This window comes from Saccharopolyspora antimicrobica, assembly GCF_003635025.1.
Classification (GTDB): Bacteria; Actinomycetota; Actinomycetes; order Mycobacteriales; family Pseudonocardiaceae; genus Saccharopolyspora; species Saccharopolyspora antimicrobica.
Map to the genome: position 1 here is coordinate 2,520,287 of NZ_RBXX01000002.1, position 18,354 is coordinate 2,538,640.

At 69.3% G+C, this 18,354-nt stretch carries 17 protein-coding genes; 11 read left to right on the plus strand and 6 right to left on the minus strand.

What is annotated here, in order from left to right:
* The first annotated feature begins 21 nt into the window (after positions 1-21).
* From ATL45_RS12445 to ATL45_RS12465, 5 genes are all read left to right on the plus strand, one after another.
* A complete protein-coding gene (locus ATL45_RS12445) occupies positions 22-294 on the plus strand; it encodes a hypothetical protein (protein WP_093150288.1) in 273 nt (90 codons plus the stop codon).
* A complete protein-coding gene (locus ATL45_RS12450; RefSeq protein ID WP_093150292.1) occupies positions 287-487 on the plus strand; it encodes a hypothetical protein in 201 nt (66 codons plus the stop codon). The genes ATL45_RS12445 and ATL45_RS12450 overlap by 8 nt, the downstream gene beginning before the upstream one ends.
* Positions 488-658: 171 nt before the next feature.
* Entirely contained in the window at positions 659-2,029 is a 1,371-nt protein-coding gene (locus ATL45_RS12455; RefSeq protein ID WP_246025301.1) for an FtsK/SpoIIIE domain-containing protein, read from the plus strand.
* A gap of 265 nt (positions 2,030-2,294) precedes the next feature.
* Positions 2,295-2,780: a hypothetical protein gene (locus ATL45_RS12460; RefSeq protein WP_143121603.1), complete on the plus strand. Its 486-nt coding sequence runs from the start codon at positions 2,295-2,297 to the stop codon at positions 2,778-2,780.
* Positions 2,781-2,845: 65 nt separating this feature from the next.
* Complete coding sequence (locus ATL45_RS12465; RefSeq protein WP_342775337.1) at positions 2,846-4,516, plus strand: replication initiator; 1,671 nt, start codon at positions 2,846-2,848, stop codon at positions 4,514-4,516.
* Positions 4,517-4,746: 230 nt separating this feature from the next.
* Here ATL45_RS12465 and ATL45_RS12470 read toward each other — a convergent pair whose 3' ends face one another.
* Together ATL45_RS12470 and ATL45_RS12475 are read right to left on the minus strand one after the other, a co-directional pair.
* The gene (locus tag ATL45_RS12470) at positions 4,747-6,279 is read right to left on the minus strand and encodes a recombinase family protein (RefSeq protein WP_093150300.1); all 1,533 of its coding nucleotides are present in this window, start codon (positions 6,277-6,279) and stop codon (positions 4,747-4,749) included.
* A gap of 121 nt (positions 6,280-6,400) precedes the next feature.
* The gene (locus ATL45_RS12475) at positions 6,401-6,844 is read right to left on the minus strand and encodes a GtrA family protein (protein ID WP_093150305.1); all 444 of its coding nucleotides are present in this window, start codon (positions 6,842-6,844) and stop codon (positions 6,401-6,403) included.
* A gap of 198 nt (positions 6,845-7,042) precedes the next feature.
* Here ATL45_RS12475 and dprE1 (ATL45_RS12480) point away from each other — a divergent pair, with 198 nt between their 5' ends.
* The 3 genes from dprE1 (ATL45_RS12480) to dprE2 are packed head-to-tail and all read left to right on the plus strand — an operon-like array spanning position 7,043 to position 10,520.
* Positions 7,043-8,407 (plus strand): decaprenylphosphoryl-beta-D-ribose oxidase, encoded by a 1,365-nt coding sequence (gene dprE1, locus ATL45_RS12480; RefSeq protein WP_093150309.1) that lies wholly within the window; start codon positions 7,043-7,045, stop codon positions 8,405-8,407.
* Between the two features lie 26 nt (positions 8,408-8,433).
* Entirely contained in the window at positions 8,434-9,768 is a 1,335-nt protein-coding gene (gene dprE1 / locus ATL45_RS12485) for a decaprenylphosphoryl-beta-D-ribose oxidase (RefSeq protein ID WP_170210496.1), read from the plus strand.
* A complete protein-coding gene (gene dprE2, locus ATL45_RS12490; protein WP_093150317.1) occupies positions 9,765-10,520 on the plus strand; it encodes a decaprenylphospho-beta-D-erythro-pentofuranosid-2-ulose 2-reductase in 756 nt (251 codons plus the stop codon). The genes dprE1 (ATL45_RS12485) and dprE2 overlap by 4 nt, the downstream gene beginning before the upstream one ends.
* Positions 10,521-10,816: 296 nt before the next feature.
* Here dprE2 and ATL45_RS12495 read toward each other — a convergent pair whose 3' ends face one another.
* Positions 10,817-11,056 carry a hypothetical protein gene (locus ATL45_RS12495; RefSeq protein ID WP_342775262.1) on the minus strand — a complete coding sequence of 80 codons (240 nt, stop codon included), beginning with the start codon at positions 11,054-11,056 and terminating at the stop codon, positions 10,817-10,819.
* Between the two features lie 4 nt (positions 11,057-11,060).
* Complete coding sequence (locus tag ATL45_RS39615) at positions 11,061-11,474, minus strand: hypothetical protein (protein ID WP_246025302.1); 414 nt, start codon at positions 11,472-11,474, stop codon at positions 11,061-11,063.
* Between ATL45_RS39615 and ATL45_RS12500 the strand changes: the two genes are divergently transcribed.
* Positions 11,464-12,537 carry a hypothetical protein gene (locus tag ATL45_RS12500; RefSeq protein WP_246025303.1) on the plus strand — a complete coding sequence of 358 codons (1,074 nt, stop codon included), beginning with the start codon at positions 11,464-11,466 and terminating at the stop codon, positions 12,535-12,537. The genes ATL45_RS39615 and ATL45_RS12500 overlap by 11 nt on opposite strands.
* Before the next feature lie 148 nt (positions 12,538-12,685).
* The gene (locus tag ATL45_RS12505; RefSeq protein WP_093150325.1) at positions 12,686-13,231 is read left to right on the plus strand and encodes a DUF4232 domain-containing protein; all 546 of its coding nucleotides are present in this window, start codon (positions 12,686-12,688) and stop codon (positions 13,229-13,231) included.
* A gap of 3 nt (positions 13,232-13,234) precedes the next feature.
* Here ATL45_RS12505 and ATL45_RS12510 read toward each other — a convergent pair whose 3' ends face one another.
* Positions 13,235-14,725 (minus strand): hypothetical protein, encoded by a 1,491-nt coding sequence (locus ATL45_RS12510; protein ID WP_246025304.1) that lies wholly within the window; start codon positions 14,723-14,725, stop codon positions 13,235-13,237.
* A 185-nt stretch (positions 14,726-14,910) separates the two neighbouring features.
* Between ATL45_RS12510 and ATL45_RS12515 the strand changes: the two genes are divergently transcribed.
* Positions 14,911-18,078: an arabinosyltransferase domain-containing protein gene (locus tag ATL45_RS12515; RefSeq protein ID WP_093150331.1), complete on the plus strand. Its 3,168-nt coding sequence runs from the start codon at positions 14,911-14,913 to the stop codon at positions 18,076-18,078.
* On the opposite strand, the gene ATL45_RS38820 is transcribed toward ATL45_RS12515, so the two are convergent.
* Positions 18,065-18,211 carry a hypothetical protein gene (locus ATL45_RS38820; protein WP_170210224.1) on the minus strand — a complete coding sequence of 49 codons (147 nt, stop codon included), beginning with the start codon at positions 18,209-18,211 and terminating at the stop codon, positions 18,065-18,067. The genes ATL45_RS12515 and ATL45_RS38820 overlap by 14 nt on opposite strands.
* Positions 18,212-18,354: the final 143 nt, after the last annotated feature.

Below are 18,354 nucleotides of genomic sequence, written 5' to 3' on the forward strand. Positions count from 1 at the left end.
AGAAACGGGGGTGAAGGAGTCATGGCGGCGACGATCGGTGAGACGTGGCGGGTGGTCACGGACCCGGATGCGCTGATGGAAGCCTCGGTTCAGGCGGGCCGGATTCTGCGGTATCTGGAGGCGGCGGATCACGTGTGCTCGCGGACCTGGAACGTCTTCGAAGAGGCGCTTCCGCCTGCTGTTGAGGAAAGTTACCGGGCGGCCCGTAACGCGTTGTGGGGCGTGAAGGGGGATGTGTCGGTGGTGCGGGAGCGGCTGCGGCGGCTGAGTGCTGCGGGAGGTTCGCGTGGCTGAGGTTGAGCCGGAGGAGATCGAGCGGTGTGGTCTGGAGGTCGGCAACGCGGCCGATGAACTCGCGGCGGCGGCGCGGGGCCTGATCGACTCCGGCTGTGAGCTGGGGGCGCGGGTGGTCCGGGCGGTGGCGGCTGTCCGGGACTTCGGCGACGGGTTGGAATCCACGGCACGGGGGTGGTCGGCCACGGAGTAGCTCGACGGGGGTTGGTGTGGCGCGGCCTCGGCTCGCCCGATGCAGGTTATCGGTCGAGTGCGGGGCCGCGTCGTTTCTTCACAAGGCTGTTGGGGGTTGGTGATCGTGAAACGACGTGGTGGGGGTTCGGGAAAGACTCCGTGGGAGTCCGGTGGTGGCGCGCACCGGCCGATGGACGTGGCGACCGAAGCAGCGGAGCTGGTGGAAGCGCTCGTCACGATGGCGCTCGGGACGGTCGGCTGGCTGCTGCGGCATCCGGCGACGCTGCTGGTGGGCGTGGTCGCCGGGGTGTGGGCGTATGCGTGGGGTTGGGTGTCGCTGGCGATTTTTGCCGGCTGCGTTCTCGCAGGCGGGATCGCGTGGCGGGTGCTGCATCCGGTGAGCTTCGAATTCCGGGTGTGGCGGCACATCCGGGCCGGGGTACTGCGGATGTGGGTCTATGAGCTGCGGTGGCCGCGGTGGGCTCGTGCGTCGCACCTGGTGCTGTTCGACTCCGATTTTCCGGAGCCGATGATTCCGCCGATCCGCAAAGTGATCTCGGGGCCCTGGTGGGATGAAATGCACGTCCGCATGCTGCCGGGGCAGCGACAGCGGGACTACGACCTGGCGGCCGAAAGCCTCGCGAACTCGCGGAAGGTGGAGCGCTGTTCGGTGAGGGAGGTCTCCCCCGGCGTGATCAGCCTGGGGTTCCTGCGCCGCGATCCCCTGGCCAAGCCCGTCGCGCTACCGGAGATCACCGATGTCAACGGTGAGGACATGCCCTTGGACGCGGTGACGATCGGGGAAAGCGAACACGGAGCGCCGTGGCGGGTGCCGCTGCTGGGCTCACACCTGCTGGGGGCGGGGATGTCCGGCTCGGGCAAGGGATCGCTGTTGTGGGGCATCGTTCGGCAGGTGGCCCCGGCAATTCAGACCGGGCGGGTCCGGTTGTCGATGATCGACCCGAAAGGCGGGATGGAGGCGGAGCCGGGAAAGCCGCTGTATCACCGCTACGCCCGCGATGACGCGGACGACATCCTGGAACTGCTGACCTCGCTCGTGGAGTCGATGACCATCCGCAAGCGGGACCTGCGTGGGGTAGCGCGCAAGCTGACCCCGACCGCCGAGATGCCGTTCGAGTTGCTGATCATCGACGAGTTAGCCGCCATCACCAAGTACTTGGGTGACCGGAAGAAAGAGGCGGAAGCGACGCGGCTGCTGGGGTTGCTGCTGACGCAGGGCCGTGCACCAGGGTTCGCGGTGGATGCGTTCGTGCAGGAACCGACCAAAGACGTCGTGCCGATGCGGGGGTTGTTCCCGTACCGGGTGGCGCTGCGGCTGGATTCGGCGTCGCAGGCGGACATGATCCTCGGTGAGGGTTCCTGGCAGGCCGGGGCGTGGGCTGACCGGATCAAGCGCTCGGCTCCGGGTACGGCCTACGTGGTCGAGGACGGGTTCAAGGAGCCGCTGCGAGTGCGGGCCGGGTACACCGATGACCCAGAGATCAACCGGGTGGCGCGGGAGTTCGCCGCACCGGTCAACCGGGGAGACGACGGAACCTGATCGGGTCTCGTCCCCTAGAGCGGGGAACGTGCGGGCAGTCCGGCAACTGTCCAACAGGTGTTCGTGAGCTGGTACCTCATCAGGACGCCCGCACGTTCCCCACCTTTATGCCCACAACTCCGACCGCAACCTACGTTTTTCAGGCCGTACCCGGTTTACCGTGACGGTAGGCCGATATTGACCACATTATCCATCCACTCTGGACACTCACTGTTTCCGGAATGGCTGGATTTGTTGTGCTTGCAGGGAAAGCTGGGGTGCGCGGGTGTTGGAGAATTTGCGGGTTCTGGAATGGCTGCCCTCGGAATGGGCGGCTGGTTACGCGGCGGACAACGGCGACGCGATCGTGACGGGCGGATTTCCGGAAGAACCGGAAGTGCTGTTGCGGGTGCTGGCGTGCCGCTGCCAGGGGTGGAACTACCGCGCCGCGCTGGCCGGGCTGCTCGCTCAGCTGCTGGCGACGGCGACCGAAGGGGAGTACGTGCAGGTCACGGCGGACCTGCTGTGGGAAATGGACGACCTGCCGCCCTCGGCTGCGTTGCGGCGGCGCGGCGGATTCCCCAACTACTGGCGGACCGAAAGCATGGCCGGAACCGGCTCGGTGCGCGTGGTGGCCGGGATCGCTGATGATCCGCGCGGTCTGGTGGTGGTCGAGTCCGCCCAGCACGGGAACACCAGCTACGTCCATGACTTGGCGTTGCTGCTGGCCGAATGCCTCCGTCGTATCGCTGCCGCAAGGTACGTGCGCTGATGACCAGCGCAAACGATGGGGAATCGCTGGCTGGGATGGAATCCGCGGGGACTGCGGCACGGCGAATGAAAGGGCCTCGTGGCTGGGAGATCGCGCGGGCCACGGCTGAGGCTGAGGACGTCTGTATCCGGCCGTTGTTGAAGCGGCGCACGAACCTGGACACCGGGGCATCGGAGGTGGTGCCGATCGCGTGCGGGAGTCGGCTTTCCTCGGTCTGCCCGCCGTGTGCCCGAAGGTATGCACGGATCGTGCGGGGCCAGTGCCGGGAGGGCTGGCACCTGACCGAAGAACCCGCCGAACCGGAGCCGGATGCGGACACGGTGTGGCTGATGAAGTTCCGCGCCGACCTCATGGAGCAAGGCCGGGAAGCGCAACGGAACGGCGATGCCGACGCGCTGGAGGATGTCCGGGAAGCGCTGGCCGACGTCGACCAGCAACTACGCCAGGACAACGGAGTACGCGGCAAGCTCCCGGCACTGGATGAACCCGACGCCCCGGCAAAGCCCCGTCAGGTGCGCTCGACTCGGCGTCGCCAAGATTCGCCGGACCTGCCGCGTAAGCCGGTGGAGCAGCGCACGATCGGACGGGAGTTCGCAGGCCGCTACCGGCCGTCGATGTTCACCACCCTGACGCTGCCGTCCTACGGACAGGTGCACACCCCGACGCGCGGTGGTCGGCGGTGCTCGTGCGGGAGAAACCACCGACCGGAAAGCCCGGTGCTGGGGACTCCCGTGGACGTGGCCTCGTATGACTATCGGCGCGAAGCGCGCGATTTGATTCATTTCTCCGCGCTGGCCGACCGGTTCTGGCAGAACCTGCGTCGTGCGGTGGGCTGGAACGTGCAGTATTTCGCGGTGGTGGAGTCGCAGCGGCGGCTTGCCCCGCACCTGCACGCCGCGATTAGGGGCAGCATCCCTCGCGCGCTGATCAAACAGGTGGCGGCGGCGACGTATCACCAAGTGTGGTGGCCACCGCATGACGAACCGGTCTACGGCGGCACCCGGCTGCCGGTGTGGGTGCCGGAGCGTTCGGCGTGGTGCGATCCGGATACCCGGGAACCGCTGCCGACGTTCGAGGAGTCGCTACCGGGCGCAGATGAGGAACCGGCCCACGTTGTCCGCTTCGGTGACCAGGTGGACATCCGGGGAGTGCTCGGCGGCGGGGAGGAAGCGCACCGCCACGTCAACTACCTCACCAAGTACGTCACGAAGGCGATCGGGGAAACCTACGCCGACGCCACAGAGGCACACCGCGATCACGCCGACCGCCTGTTAGTAGAGCTGGCGGTGACCCCGTGCTCGCCCCGGTGCCCGGTGTGGCTGCTGCACGGTATTCAGCCCAAGAGCGCGCATTCGCGGATGAATCCGGGGCTGTGCAAGGGCAATGCGCATAAGCGGGCGACGTTGGGTGTGGCGGGGCGGCGGGTGCTGGTGTCGCGGAAGTGGACCGGCAAGACCCGCGCCGAACATGCCCAGGACCGGCGCGACCACGTCCACGCGATGCTCTCGGCAGCCGGACTCCCGGTGGCCAGCACCACGAGCGCGGGCCGGTACGTGTGGGAGCCGGTCTCGCCGACCGATCCCGGCGTGCCCTCACGCTCGTACCTGCTGCTTCAGGCCGTGGCCGAACGCAGACGGTGGAAGGCGGAGTTCGAGCAAGCCCGCCTGATCGTTGCTGCACGGGACGCGACCTGCGCGGGTGGGCGGGCGGGGGAGGATGGAGGCTCGAATGCGTGACCATCCGGAAAATGCCGGCTCGGATCGGACGCCTGCGCAAGATCAACTTCCGCCCGGCGTGTCGGCGGAACAAGCCGCGTACTGGGGGCACGTCGTCGCCGGGATGCGGCCCATGACAGAGGAGGAGATTCTGGCGGTTGGAACGATCCTTCGGCGGATCGATCTGAGGCGAAGCGAGAGGCTGCGCCCTGACTAGGGTGGTTAGTCAGGGCGTGGCCGCTTCGTCGCCGCTAGCTGGCTACGGGCTGGGCCTCGACCAACCGCATGCGTTTGTGGTGGAACTTGCGTGGGCCGCCCTTGGGGGCGGGATCGATGACCATCGTGTCCGCCCCCAGCGCCTGAATCAGCAGCGCACGGCGGTCGGCCACTTCGCCGTGGTCCCACTGACGCGCGATGTCCTCGGCCGGTTGCGCAGTGCTCGGCCCCTCTGGACTGCCCCCAGTCAGTTCGTCGCGCTCGCGGTAGAGGGTGGACAGCGACTCGGAAAGCGGGCCGTTGGCGGCGTTGAAGGCCTTCATCGTCAGTTCGCGGCGGCCCAGCTTCGCGGCCAACTCCTCTTGGACCTGCTCGCACTCGGTGATCTCCCGCTGCACTTCGGCAAGGCGGTCGGCCACTCGGGCGCGGGCTGCGTTGATCGCTTCGGCATACCACGAATCAGACAGGCGCATGATCGTGAACGCGCGCAACTCGGCATCTACCGCGCGCATGTCGGCGGCCACCTTCCCGCACCCGTTGCGGTTCGGCGGGCAGTGATACTGGCGGCGCTTGGTCCCGTCCGGGTAGGTGCCGGAGTGCGGGCGGCTGGTCATCTTCTTGCCACATGCGCCGCACTCCAGCGCACCATTGCCCACATAGGCGGTGCTGGGACGTCGTCCACGGCGGCGCGCGGTCAGCTTGGCCCGCAACCGCATGTACAGCTCCGGGGGGATGATCGGCTCCTCGGTGCTCGGCCCGGTGATCTCCCCGCTGTGCTCGATCAACCCGGCATTGCGGGCCCGCAACATCACATCCCGCACATCCGCGCCGGAGATCTCCAAGCCCGTGACTGTGCGCAGGCCTTGGGCGTTCCACTCCCGCGCGAGCTGGGCGTCCTCGACCCCGGCCAGGATCGCCTCGGCTGCGGCGGCGATGGCCTTCCGCTCTGCCGTCACCTGCGAGCGTGGGACCTCGGGCCGCTGGGCGCGCTGGTCTTCCGGCAACGCCTCGTCACCTTCCGGCGGCTGCCACGCACGATCCTTACCGGGCCAGCCGAACACCCGGCCGTTGTAGTGCACGATCCCGTTCTCCCGATGTGTGGCCAACCGACGCTGAATCCGCCGCTGCGTGTCATCCGACGAACGCGCAGCGTGCGCCGTTTCAATACGCAGAATGTACCGGTCATCAGGGTTCGCCAGGTCCCGCCGACCGTGCGCCGAGTAGACCAAAAACCCCTTGTCGCCGAGATCGATCAGCTTCTCAAGATCACGCGGCTGACGGAACAACCGATCGGTGTGCCACACCACGATCCCGTCCGATAATCCCTGCTCCACCCGAGCCAGCAACCGTTCCCACCCCGGCCGCCGTACGTCCTTCTTCCACGCTGAGAGTCCATCGGAAAACTCCTCACCCAGCCTCGCCCCTACCCGCTCGATCACCTCCCGGTTGTCGGCGAACTGCGTATCGATCTTCTCTAGCTCCTTGGTTCCCGGCTTCCACGACAACCGCGCGTAGGAATCCAGAACCAACGGACGGACGCTCTGACCTGCACTTGCGTTGATCGCCATAAGACCAACGTAGTGAGACAAAACCCCCCTTGCTATAGCGCCACAAAGTACTCACGGTCTTTGACCTGCGGAAACGGAGCTCGTATTGCGGGCTTGCGCATCGGTGCCGAGCGCGGTGCGGTCACTCGCGGAAGACGACCCACTTGAGCATCACGAAGTTGATCAGGGTGCCGAGGCCCTGGCCGATGATCCAGCACAGCGTGACCAGCCACGGCGTTCCTTCCGCGCCCGTCATCGTCACCAGCAGCTGGTTCGTTCCCCAGTTCACGAAGAACGTCACGATGTAGACGAGGGCGAAACCACCGGCCTTGGCCTTGGTGTTCCCGGTGTTCGCGCCCTGGAAGGTGAGCTTCCGGTTGATCAAGTAGGACGCGGAGGTGCCGAGGACGAAGCTGATCCCCCGGGACAGCCACACCGGCCAGCCGAGCACGCCCAGCATGAGCGAGTACGTGCCGAAGTCGATGATGGCGCAGCCACCGCCGATCACGACGAATCGGATGAGCTGGTTCACAACGCCCAGGCGCTTGGGCTCCGTCTGGTCCGTCTGGGCTTCGGCCACGGCCACTGGTTCACCTCGGGATCGACGACAGGTCGTTCGGCGTCCAGGGCTTCGTCGCTCCGGAGCACCCGGCTGGGCGCCGAAGACGCGGGGCTCGAACTCCGCACACGTCCCGGGCGAGTGTAGCGATGACGCATCGCACACCGCCGCGGACCGCGCGCACCCGCGGCTGTCGGCCGCCGCTGCGCGGATAGACTCGGCTGGGTGGGATCGGTAAAGGACGAGCTTCAGACGCTGACCGGCTGGGGGCGCACCGCGCCCACCCGGGCCCGCGTCGTCAGCACCCCGGACGTCGAGGCGATCTCGAAAGCCGTCCGCGAGGCAGGTCCGCGCGGTGTCATCGCCCGCGGTCTGGGCCGCAGCTACGGCGACCCGTCGCAGAACGCCGGCGGCACCGTCATCGACATGACCGCCCTCGACCGGGTGCACCTGATCGACGTGGACGACGCGACGGTGGTCGTGGACGCCGGTGTGTCGCTCGACACCCTGATGCGCCGACTGCTGCCGCACGGGCTGTGGATCCCGGTGCTGCCCGGTACCCGCCAGGTCACCGTCGGCGGCGCGATCGGCTCCGACATCCACGGCAAGAACCACCACTCGCAGGGCTCGTTCGGCAGCCACGTGCTGGCGCTGGACCTGCTCACCGCCGACGGCGAGGTCCGCACGCTGACCCCGGACGGCGAGGGCTCCGAGCTGTTCTGGGCCACCGTCGGCGGGATGGGCCTGACCGGCATCATCCTCAAGGCGACGATCAAGCTCAAGCGCGTCGAGACCGCCTACTTCCTGGTCGACAACGTGCAGACCAAGAACCTGGACGAGCTGATCGAGCACTTCACCGACGGCTCGGACGACAACTACGTCTACTCGGTGGCCTGGTTCGACTCGCTGGCCCGCGGCGACAAGCTGGGCCGCGCGCTGCTGACCCGCGGCAACTCGGCCACGATCGAGGACCTGCCGAAGAAGCTGCGCAAGGACCCGCTGAAGTTCAACGCGCCGCAGCTGATGACCGCCCCGCCGATCTTCCCGAACGGGCTGGTCAACAAGCTCACCATCACCGCGTTCAACGAGGTCTGGTACCGCAAGGCGCCGACCAGGTTCGGCCTCGTGCAGAACATCACCCAGTTCTTCCACCCGCTCGACCTGGTCGGCGAGTGGAACCGGGTGTACGGCCCGAACGGCTTCCTGCAGTACCAGTTCATGGTGCCGTTCGGCCAGGAGGCGATGTTCCGCCGCTCCATCGACAAGATCAGCGCATCGGGCCACGTGTCCTTCCTGAACGTGCTCAAGACGTTCGGCGAGGGCAACCAGGCCCCGATGTCGTTCCCCCGCAAGGGCTGGACGCTCACCGTCGACATCCCCATCACACCGGGCCTGGACCGGCTGTGCACGGAGCTGGACGAGATGGTCCTGGAGGCAGGCGGCCGCCTGTACCTGGCCAAGGAGTCCCGCACCACGGCGGAGATGATCGAGCAGATGTACCCGCGCATCGGCGAGTGGCGCAAGACCCGCGCCGCCGTCGACCCGGAGGGCGTCTTCCACTCCGACCTGTCCCGGAGGCTTGACCTGTGACCGCAGCACTGGAGACCAAGGAACTCATGGGCTGGGCCCGCACCGCTCCCTCGCGGGCGCGCGTGCTCAGCACCACGGACCTCGACGCGATCGCGGAGGCGGTCCGCACGGCGGACGAGCGCGGCGTCATCGCCCGCGGTCTGGGCCGCAGCTACGGCGACGTCGCGCAGAACGCCGGCGGCACCGTCATCGACATGACGCGGCTGAACCGGATCCACGAGATCAACCCGGACACCGCGATCGTCGACCTCGACGCCGGCGTCAGCCTGGACCAGCTGATGAAGGCGGCGCTGCCGTACGGCCTGTGGGTCCCGGTGCTGCCGGGCACCCGCCAGGTGACCATCGGCGGCGCGATCGCCAACGACATCCACGGCAAGAACCACCACAGCGCGGGCAGCTTCGGCAACCACGTGGTGTCGATGGACCTGCTCACCGCGGACGGCGAGATCCGCACGCTGACGCCGGAAGGCCCCGAGGCGGAGCTGTTCTGGGCGACCGTCGCGGGCATCGGCCTGACCGGCATCATCCTCCGGGCGAAGATCAAGATGACGCGCACGGAGACGGCCTACTTCTTCGCCGACGTCGACCGGACGGCCAACCTCGACGAGACGATCGAGCTGTTCAGCGACGGTTCCGACGACAAGTACACCTACTCGTCGGCGTGGTTCGATTCGATTTCGACCGGGCCGAAGATGGGCCGCGCTGCGTTCGGACGCGGCTCGCTGGCCACGGTCGACCAGCTGCCGCCGAAGCTGCGCGCGAACCCGCTGAAGTTCGACGCCCCGCAGCTGGTGACGCTGCCGAACGTCTTCCCGCCCCGGCTCGGCAACAAGCTCACGTTCAGCGCGATCGGCGAGCTGTACTACCGCAAGACCCCGAAGCGCGGCCGAGGCCTGGTCCAGAACATCAGCGGCTTCTACCACATGCTCGATCTGATCGGCGAGTGGAACCGCGCCTACGGCTCGCAGGGCTTCGCGCAGTACCAGTTCTCGGTGCCCTACGGCAGGGAAGAAGACCTCAAGCGGATTCTCCGCAAGATCTCGCACTCCGGGCACGTCTCGTTCCTCAACGTCATCAAGAAGATGGGCGAGGGAAACCGGGCACCGCTGTCCTACCCGCACCCGGGCTGGATGGTGTGCCTGGACTTCCCGATCGTCGACGGCCTGGGCCGGTTCTGCACCGAGCTGGACGAGGACGTCCTCGCCTTCGGCGGCCGGCTGTACACCGCGAAGGACTCCCGCACTACCGCGGAGACCTTCCACACGATGTACCCGCGGGTGGAGGAGTTCCGGAAGATCCGCCAGACCGTTGACCCCGAAGGCATTTTCGCTTCAGACATGAGCCGGAGGCTTGAGCTGTGATCGACGCCGTTGGAAACCCGCAGTCCCTGCTGCTGCTCGGCGGCACCTCCGACATCGCGCTGGCGACGGCCGAGAAGTACGCCGCGCAGCGGCCGCTGCGGATCGTGCTGGCCGCCCGCGAGTCGGAGCGCCTGGACGCCGCCGCCGAGCGGCTGCGCAAGACCGGCAGCACCGTGGTGACCGTGCCGTTCGAGGCCCGCAAGATCGAGACGCACGCCGAGGTCATCGACAAGGCCTTCGCCGAGGGCGACATCGACATCACGCTGGTGGCGTTCGGCGTCCAGGGCGACAACGAGCAGGGCTGGACCGACGTCGAGACCGCCCGCGAGATGGCCGAGGTCAACTACGTCGCCCCGATGACGCTGGGCGTGCGGCTGGCCGAGAAGCTGCGCAAGCAGGGCCACGGCCACCTGGTCGTGATGTCCTCGCCGGCCGCCGAGCGCGCTCGCCGCTCGAACTTCGTCTACGGCTCGTCGAAGGCCGGTCTGGACACCTTCTTCAGCGGCCTGACCTACGCGCTGGACGGCTCCGGCGTGAAGGTCACCGTGGTGCGCCCGAACTACGTGCACACCAAGCTGACCGAGGGCATCAAGCCCGCGCCGATGGCCCAGCAGCCGGAGCAGGTCGCCGACGTGATCGTGGACGCGGTCCGCAAGGGCAAGGAGCAGGTCTGGGCCCCCGCCCAGATGCGCTGGGTGATGACGGTCCTGCGGCACGTCCCGCGAGTCATCTTCCGCCGCCTGCCGTTCTGAGGAGTCTTTCCAGACTCATCGAGCGAACGGGGTCGCCGCGGTTCGTCCCGGCGGCCCCGTTCGTCTTTCCGGGTGTACGGAATGTCCGTCCATAACGTTTTGGGTTTTCAGGCAACGTTCCTGAGCCCGGATGCGATCTGCACTGTGACGGCGCCGTTGCGCCGCCCCGTTTGCTTCCCGACGCGCTGCGCGCTGGGGGAAGGCGGATACCTGGAGAAGTGGGGTTCACCGGGTAACCGTGTCCGTGGGCCCTCCACCTGCCCTGTTGTCCGGGGGGCCCACGGAGCTTCGCCGCATCACCTGCTCGCCGGCAGGTCGTGCTCGGCCAGGAACTCGTCGAGGCGCGGCTGATCACGCTCGCCGCCTCCTGCCGGTCCCGGATGCACTTCGCCGGCGAGAACGCCGAAGTCACCACGTACAAGCAGCGCCAGGAACGCCCTGATCCACCCGTCCACGGGCAGGAAGTCGATGGTCGGCGCCGCGAAGGACAGGATCGTCCGCACGTAGAAGGCGTTCGTCATCCGGTTGGCGTCCATGCGATCAGGGTGCCGCGATCCGCGGTCGCCGAACATGCGTAAAAACCCCGAAACACCGGGCAACCGGAACGCCCCGCCGCGCGATCAATGGTTGACCGAGCGAAAAGGGGTTTCGCGTGACCGCAAGAAGAATCGCGGCGTCGACCGTCGCGGCAGCAGCACTCGCCCTGGCCGTGACCGCACCCGCCGCGGCGCAGGACGAGCCGACCACGGCACCGCATTCCTCAACACCGGCGCCGACCACGGCACCGGACCCTTCGACACCGGAGCCGACCACAGCGCCGGACTCCTCGACATCCGTGCCGACCACGGCACCGGACTCCTCGACACCGGCGCCGACCACGGCCCCGGGCTCTTCGACCACGGCCCCGGGCTCTTCGACCACGGCACCGGATTCCTCGACGTCGGTGCCGACCACGTCGGAGACCGCCGAACCGGCTCCGGGCGACGGCGCGATCCAGCAGCGCTACGAGGCGATGTCCGAGCAGGAGCGGGCGGAGGTCGGCGAGCCCCTCGGCGGCGAGGTGGTTGTCGACGAGGGCCTGCGCTGGCAGGAGTTCACCCACGCCCGCTTCTACTGGACGCCGGACACCGGGGTCACCGTCGTGCGCGGCATGATCTACCAGCGGTTCCTGGACCTGGGCGGGCACGACGAGCTCGGTGTGCCGATCACCGACGAGCTGGCCAGCAGCGGCGGGGGCCGCTACAGCGACTTCCTCTCCCCCGACGGCGCGGTGCACTCGGCGATCTACTTCTCGACCCGCACCGGTGCGCACCTCGTCGTCGGGCCGATCCTGGAGCACTTCCGCGCGCTGGGCGAGGACGCCCACTTCGGGTACCCGGCGACCGACACCCGGCTGACGCCGGACGCGTTCGGCGCCTACAACCACTTCGTGACGCCGAGTTCCTCCCGCCAGGACGCCTCGATCTACTGGACGCAGCCGAACGGGGCGAACGCGGTGCAGGGCGCGATCCGCGCGAAGTGGGCCGAAAGTGGTTGGGAGGCCGGGCCGTTGGGCTACCCGGTGACCGACGAGCTGACCGCGCCGGACGGCGTCGGCCGCTACAACCAGTTCAACGGTGACGGCGCTTTCCCGGCCGGGATCGTGTGGAGCCCGGAAACCGGCGCGCACTCGCTGCAGGGCACCATCGCCCAGCGCTACATCGAGCTGAGCGGTCCGGGTGGCGTGCTCGGCTACCCGACCACCGACGAGCTCGGCACGCCGGACGGGCGTGGCCGGTACAACCACTTCACCGGCACCGGCGGGGCGTCGATCTACTGGACGCCGCAGACCGGCGCGCACGAGGTGTACGGCGGCATCCGCGCCCGCTGGGCGCAGCTCGGCTGGGAGCGCTCCTACCTGGGTTACCCGGTGAGCGGCGAGCACGACGTCGAGCGGGGCCGGGCGAGCGACTTCGAGCACGGCGTCATCGAGTGGCACCGCGACACCGGTGAGGTCGTCGACCGACCGAACCGCTGATCCCGGGTCGTGCGCGGCGATGGGCGTTCCATCGCCGCGCACGTTCCCGTGTGAGCCAGGTCACCGCGCCCGCCGCGGAACTGCGCCCCCCGCCACACGTCTTCCGAACAGAAAGCGTTGACGGCACTTTTCAGGGGAGACAAGGGAAATGCGCGCTCACACCATCGGGAAGGCACTGCTCGCGGCGACGGTCTGCGTCGTTTCGCTCAGCGCCTGCGGGAATCTGTCCTCGTCCAAAGAGGACGGTCGGGCCGGTTCGGCGAGCCTGATCGCCGACAACGGTTCCGCCTCGTGCACGACGGAGCAGCTGGAACCGACCTTCGTGCTCGCCACCACCGGCAAGGTCGCCGGCCACGTCTCGGTCGCCAACACCGGCAGCGAACCCTGCGTGCTGGACGGCTCCTACCCGACCATCGAGTTCAACAACCGCGATGCTCTCCCCATCGACGGCGTCACCTACCGGCAGGGCAACCCCGGCAGCGGCCCGATCACCCTCGCGCCAGGCGAGTCCGCGGCCGCGGAACTCGACTGGAACGACATGGGCCCCGAGTGCGTGGCCCGCGTCTGGGGAATGCACCTCTCGGTGCGCCCGGAGGACCAGCCGAAGTCGGTGGACCCGCTGCTCAACGACAAGCCGTGGGTGTTCGACCTGTGCGGCAACGAGGTCACCGTGCACGGCTGGCAGAAGGTCTGATCGTCACCGCTCCCGGGTTTCGAGGACGAGGTGGGCCTCGCCTGCCCAGGTCGAGGTGATGGTCCAGTCCCCGGCCGGGCCCGGCTCCCGGCGCAGGGTGTGCGTGATCGGGCGCGGGGCCTCCGGGGTGAAGTTGCGGTAGTTGAACTCCAGCAGCGCGCGGACCGGCGGGCCGGCCGTCGCCAGCCGCTGGGCCAGCTGGTCGGGGAGGTAGCCGCGGTCGGAGAAGCCGTCGACCACCGCGCAGTCGCAGAAGTACGCGAGGGCACCGATCTCGCCCGGGCTGGTGACCGTGCCCGCGCCCACCAGGCGGCCGACTTCGGTGCCGACGCGGGCGTAGTCCGCCGCGCTCGCCCAGTTCGTCGTGATCGCGGCCTCGCGCCACGGCGTCCCGTGCGCGGCCGCGAACCACGCCTGCGCGACGAGCAGGGCGCAGCCGAGCAGCAGTGAGAGCTCACGCCGGATCGCCCCGAGAACACCGGCCAGCAGCAGCGAAAGCCCGATCATGCTCGGCGCGTAGTACCAGTGGTACGGCGGAACTCCCAGCAGCGTGTAGACGTAGTAGTGCGCGACTCCGCCGATGCCGAGCAGCGCCCACGGCCACAACCGCACCGCGCGGCGGAACGGGCGCAGCGCGCACACCACCAGCAGAGCGGCCAGGCCGAGCAGCGGCGGGATCAGCGAGATCACCACGGCTGTCGGGAAGACCTCGTGGTAGAGCCAGAGCCCGTTGCTGAAGTCCCAGTCGCCCCAGGACTTCTGCAGCTGCTTGATGACCAAGGTGTCCGGCACCGCGGATCCGAAGTAGAACCAGCTGAAGGTGAACCAGGGCAGGGCGATCGCGGCGGCGCTCAGCAACCAGCGCCACCAGCCGCGCCACAGCGCCGGCCTGCCGATCAGCACCACCAGCACGAAGACCGCCAGGTCCAGCCTGGTCAGCGCGAGCAGCCCGGCCGCCACTCCGAACAGGACCGGCCTGACCTGCACCGATGCCAGCAGCAACAGCCCGAGCAGCGCCGCGGCCAGCGTCATCTCCAAGCCGACCGACGAGAGCACCAGCGGATTGCCCGCGACCAGCAGCGCACCCAGCGGCCCCACCCAGCCGGGCAGCCCCGAGCTGCGGGCGGCGGCGCGCAACAGCAGCGCCAGCGCGATGTTGGCCAGGACGAACACCGCGCCCAGGGCGACGACGGGCTGCCGCAGCACCGCCGTGAACGCGGCGAGGACGAGCACGTTCAGCGGCGCGGTCGCCGAGTTCGAGACCTCGCCACCGATCAGGCCCCAGTGCCCGTGGAACGCCAAGTTCCGGGCGTAGCTCAGAGTGATGTAGGCGTCATCGATCAGGGCACCGTGCACCACCCAGAAAACCACCGCAGCGACCGCTCCGACGACCACCGTCCACACCGGCCAGCCGCTCCGAACCCGCTGCTCGTCCTGGTCGACGCGGGTCCAACCGTGGTCCGGGCGCAACGCGGCACCCTCTGCAACACGCACTCGCGCACTCCCCTCCGCTCGACGTGTGCACGCCGCTGCGGACGGGTTCGTTGCCCCGATCGGGGAACTTGTTGTGTGATGCCTATCGTCAGTCGGCCGGACGAATTCGTCGCGCGGCAGCGGTGTTCGCGCAACACGTTCGACAGGATTACCCGCGGCGCCCCAGCGAAACGCCGGGAGGACTTTTGGAGCACCTGAGCAGCTCCGCGCAGCTCGAACGAACCGCCGAGACCGAGCCGACCGAACCCCCGCGCCGGCGCGGGCTCGGCCGGTGGCTGGCGCACCTGCTCGCGCTCTGCGTCGGCGTCGTCGGGCTGGTCTGCGCGTTGTCGCTGCCGTTCGCGCCGGTGTGGGTGGACCGCACCGAAGTGCACTGGCCGGGCGCGCAGGCCGAGACCACGACGGCCCTCTTCGCGCCCTACCGGCCGGCGGCGTTCGAGGCGTCCGTGCCGTGCCCGGTGCTGCGCAACGCGCTGGAGCGGCCGGGGCGGACCACCGTCCTGACCACGCTGCCGCCGGGCAGCGACCGCGAAGGCCTGGTGCTCACCACCGAGGACGGCGAACCGCGGCTGCTGCTCGGACAGCAGCAGGTCCAGCTGCCGCCGAACGCCTGCCGACTGGACATCAGCGCCGACTCGCAGCGCTCGCTGGTGACCGTCGACGGCCGGGCGCCGATCGTGCTGCCCGGCGTCGCCGCACCGGAGATCTTCACCTTCGCCACCGACCTCGATCCCGGGCAGCTGGCCGGGATCTCGGTCACGGCCCGGACGTTCTCCTGGTTCAACACCTCGCCCACCGAGGACAAGACGGCCCTGATCACCACCGCGCTGGCGCTCGCGCTGGTCTCGCTGGTCCTGCTCCTCGTGCACGCACCACCGGCGTTGCGCTCGGTCCGGGTGGCGCTCACACCGCTGCCGGTGGACGCCGGGGTCGCCGCCGTGCTGGCGGCGTGGCTGGTCATCGGCCCGCTGACCGACGACGACGGCTTCGCGATGATGACCGTCCGCAACTACGACGACGCCGGGGACATCGGCAACTACTACCGCTGGTTCAACGCGTCGGAAACGCCGTTCACGCTGGTCCAGCACCTGATGCGGTGGTGGTCGGCGGACGACCTGACGCCCGTCTGGCTCCGGGTGCCCAGCGCGGTGGCCGGCCTGCTGACGTGGTTCGTCGTCAGCCGCGGCATCGTGGCACCGGTCTGCCGGGGCACCCGGCGGTTCCCGCTGCACCTGGTCACCGCGGTGTTCTTCCTCGCCTGCTGGCTGCCGTTCGGCCTGGGCATCCGCCCCGAACCGTTCCTCGCGCTGGGCACCTCCGCGCTGGTCGCGGCGCTGCTGAAGCTCGGCCGGACGCGCGCCCCGCAGCTGTGGCTGGGCATCGCGGCGCTGATGGCGGGGCTGACCGTGGCCATCACGCCCACCGGCATCAGCGCGCTGATCATCGTGCTGGTCTTCGCACCGCGCATCTGGCGGGTGCTGGCCCAGCCGGGCGCGCTGCCGCGCTGGGTGCTGGTGCCGACCCGCGCGGCGCTGGCCGCGTGCCTGGCGGGGACCGGCCTGGTGGCGATGTTCGCCGACTCGTCATGGCGCGGCGTCATGGCGGCGACCGAGATCCACGACGAGTTCGGGCCGAGCCTGGGCTGGTACCAGGAGATCGACCGGTACGCGGCGCTGCTGGGCACCTCGATCTGGGGCACCTCGGCGAAGCGGCTGGCGGTGTTCCTGGTGATCACCGCCGCGCTGCTCGCCGGGGCCTGCGCGATGCGGCAGATCCACCGCTGGACCTCGGTGGGCGAGCTGCCGGTGCTGCTCGGCGCCGCGGTCGCGGTGCTGGCCGCGCTGTGGCTGACGCCGTCGAAGTGGACCCACCACTTCGGCTCGCTGGCCGGGGTCGGATCGGCGCTGCTCGCGGTGGTCGTGGTGGTGCTGGTGCGGGTCGGCAGGCTCCAGCACGCGAAGCGGGAGGCCCGGCTGCTCGGCGTGTTCGGCGCGGTCGCGGCGTCCTTGGCGGCGGCGCTGGCGTTCATGGGCCCGAACATCTGGCCGATGCACTCCGACTTCGCGGTGCCGTGGTCGGATTCCCCGGTGCGGCCCGACGTTCCGCTGGACAGCCCGGCGTTCTGGCTGGGCGGTGCCGTCCTCATCGGACTGCTCGCGCTCGGGCTCCTGCGCCTCCGCACGGCGGTGTGGTCCCGGCCGCGCAATCGTCTGATGTGGACGATCATGCCCGCCTCCGTGCTCAGCGGGGCGGCGCTGGCCTCGGTGCTGGTGCTGCTCGGCTCGCTCGCCGCCGCGCCGCAGGTCATGGGCGACCGGTTCTCCGTGGCGCGGATGAACTGGCAGGGCCTCCAGAGCGGCACCTGCGGGCTGGAGGACGAGGTCCAGGCGCTGCCCGTCGCCGAGCAGCTGTGGCCGCTGGTCGGCGAGGCCGAGCTGGACGGGTTCACCGCGGGTGGCGCGCCGCCGCAGGAAGCGGACGTGACCAACGCGGGCTCGGGCGAACCGCTGCAGGTGGTGCCGCCGGAGACCGAACCGGAGAAGGGCCCGCGCGACGAGGTGCAGGCGGCGTCGGCGAGCGAGCACTCCTGGACGAGCCGCACCGGCGGCCCGCAGAACACCGGCACACTGATCAGCCCGTGGTTCGGGATGCCGCAGCTGACCAACGACCAAGCGCTGTCGCTGTGGATCGCCGGGCGGCCCGAGCAGGGCAACTCGCTGGCGCTGGAGTTCGCCGCCGCGGACCGCTCGCTGGGCGTCCGCGAACTGCGCGACCCGCCGCCGACGGACCCGCCGTTCGACGACCCGCGCCACGGACGACCGGTCGACTGGCGTAACTTCCGCGACTGGCGGCTGCACACCATCGACGCCCGCGACGTCCCGCGCGGCGCGGACCGCGTGCGGATCCTCGGCGAGGACCGCACCAGCGACGAGCAGGGCTGGCTGTCGGTGAGCGGCCCGGTGGTGCGCGACGTGGTGCCGCTGCGGCAGGCGCTCGACGCGCGCGGGCCCGTGCTGATCGACTGGACGATGAGCTTCCTCTTCCCATGCCGCGGCGACTACCCGCAGGTCGCGGGCGGGGTGGCGAGCAGTCCGCGGCTGATGGTGACCCCGCCGACCGGCGACTGGGGAATGGCCGTCGACCCGAACTGGGGCGGGGTCTTCGCGGGCGCGACGATGCTCTCCCGCCGCATCGAGATCCCCACCCGCCTGCGCGGCGCGCCCGGCCACGCCTGGGGCCATCTCTACGCGGTCGGCTACGGCATCGACCGCGACGCCTACACGACGACCCGCACCCGGGAAACGATCGGCGGAGCCCACGGAGACCCCCCGTACCCCTTCAAGGAGCACTGACCGCGTCACCCGAGCGGCGGTCGAGCTCAGCGAAGCGGGCATGCACGAAGCCGACCGGGCCTTCCACGCCACGCTGGTCGCCGCCGCAGGCAACTCCGAGCGGTGCTCGATCGCGCGCGAAATCGACGCTCACCCGGGTGATGGTCGATTTCGTACGAAATCGGCGCGGTCCTGCCCGGGGTGAGACGACGGGTGACGCTCGTTCAGGTGCTGCGGGATCCGGTCGACTGGCTGAAACTGGTTCGCATTGTGCATCCAGCCAGTTGACCGGGGGGC

Bases quoted from the DNA above. Each gene is read 5' to 3' on its own strand.
- ATL45_RS12445 (WP_093150288.1), top strand. From the start codon at position 22: ATGGCGGCGACGATCGGTGAGACGTGGCGGGTGGTCACGGACCCGGAT.
- ATL45_RS12455 (WP_246025301.1), top strand. From the start codon at position 659: ATGGACGTGGCGACCGAAGCAGCGGAGCTGGTGGAAGCGCTCGTCACG.
- ATL45_RS12465 (WP_342775337.1), top strand. From the start codon at position 2,846: ATGAAAGGGCCTCGTGGCTGGGAGATCGCGCGGGCCACGGCTGAGGCT.
- ATL45_RS12470 (WP_093150300.1), bottom strand. From the start codon at position 6,279: ATGGCGATCAACGCAAGTGCAGGTCAGAGCGTCCGTCCGTTGGTTCTG.
- dprE1 (WP_170210496.1), top strand. From the start codon at position 8,434: ATGGGCTGGGCCCGCACCGCTCCCTCGCGGGCGCGCGTGCTCAGCACC.
- ATL45_RS12495 (WP_342775262.1), bottom strand. From the start codon at position 11,056: ATGGACGCCAACCGGATGACGAACGCCTTCTACGTGCGGACGATCCTG.
- ATL45_RS12505 (WP_093150325.1), top strand. From the start codon at position 12,686: ATGCGCGCTCACACCATCGGGAAGGCACTGCTCGCGGCGACGGTCTGC.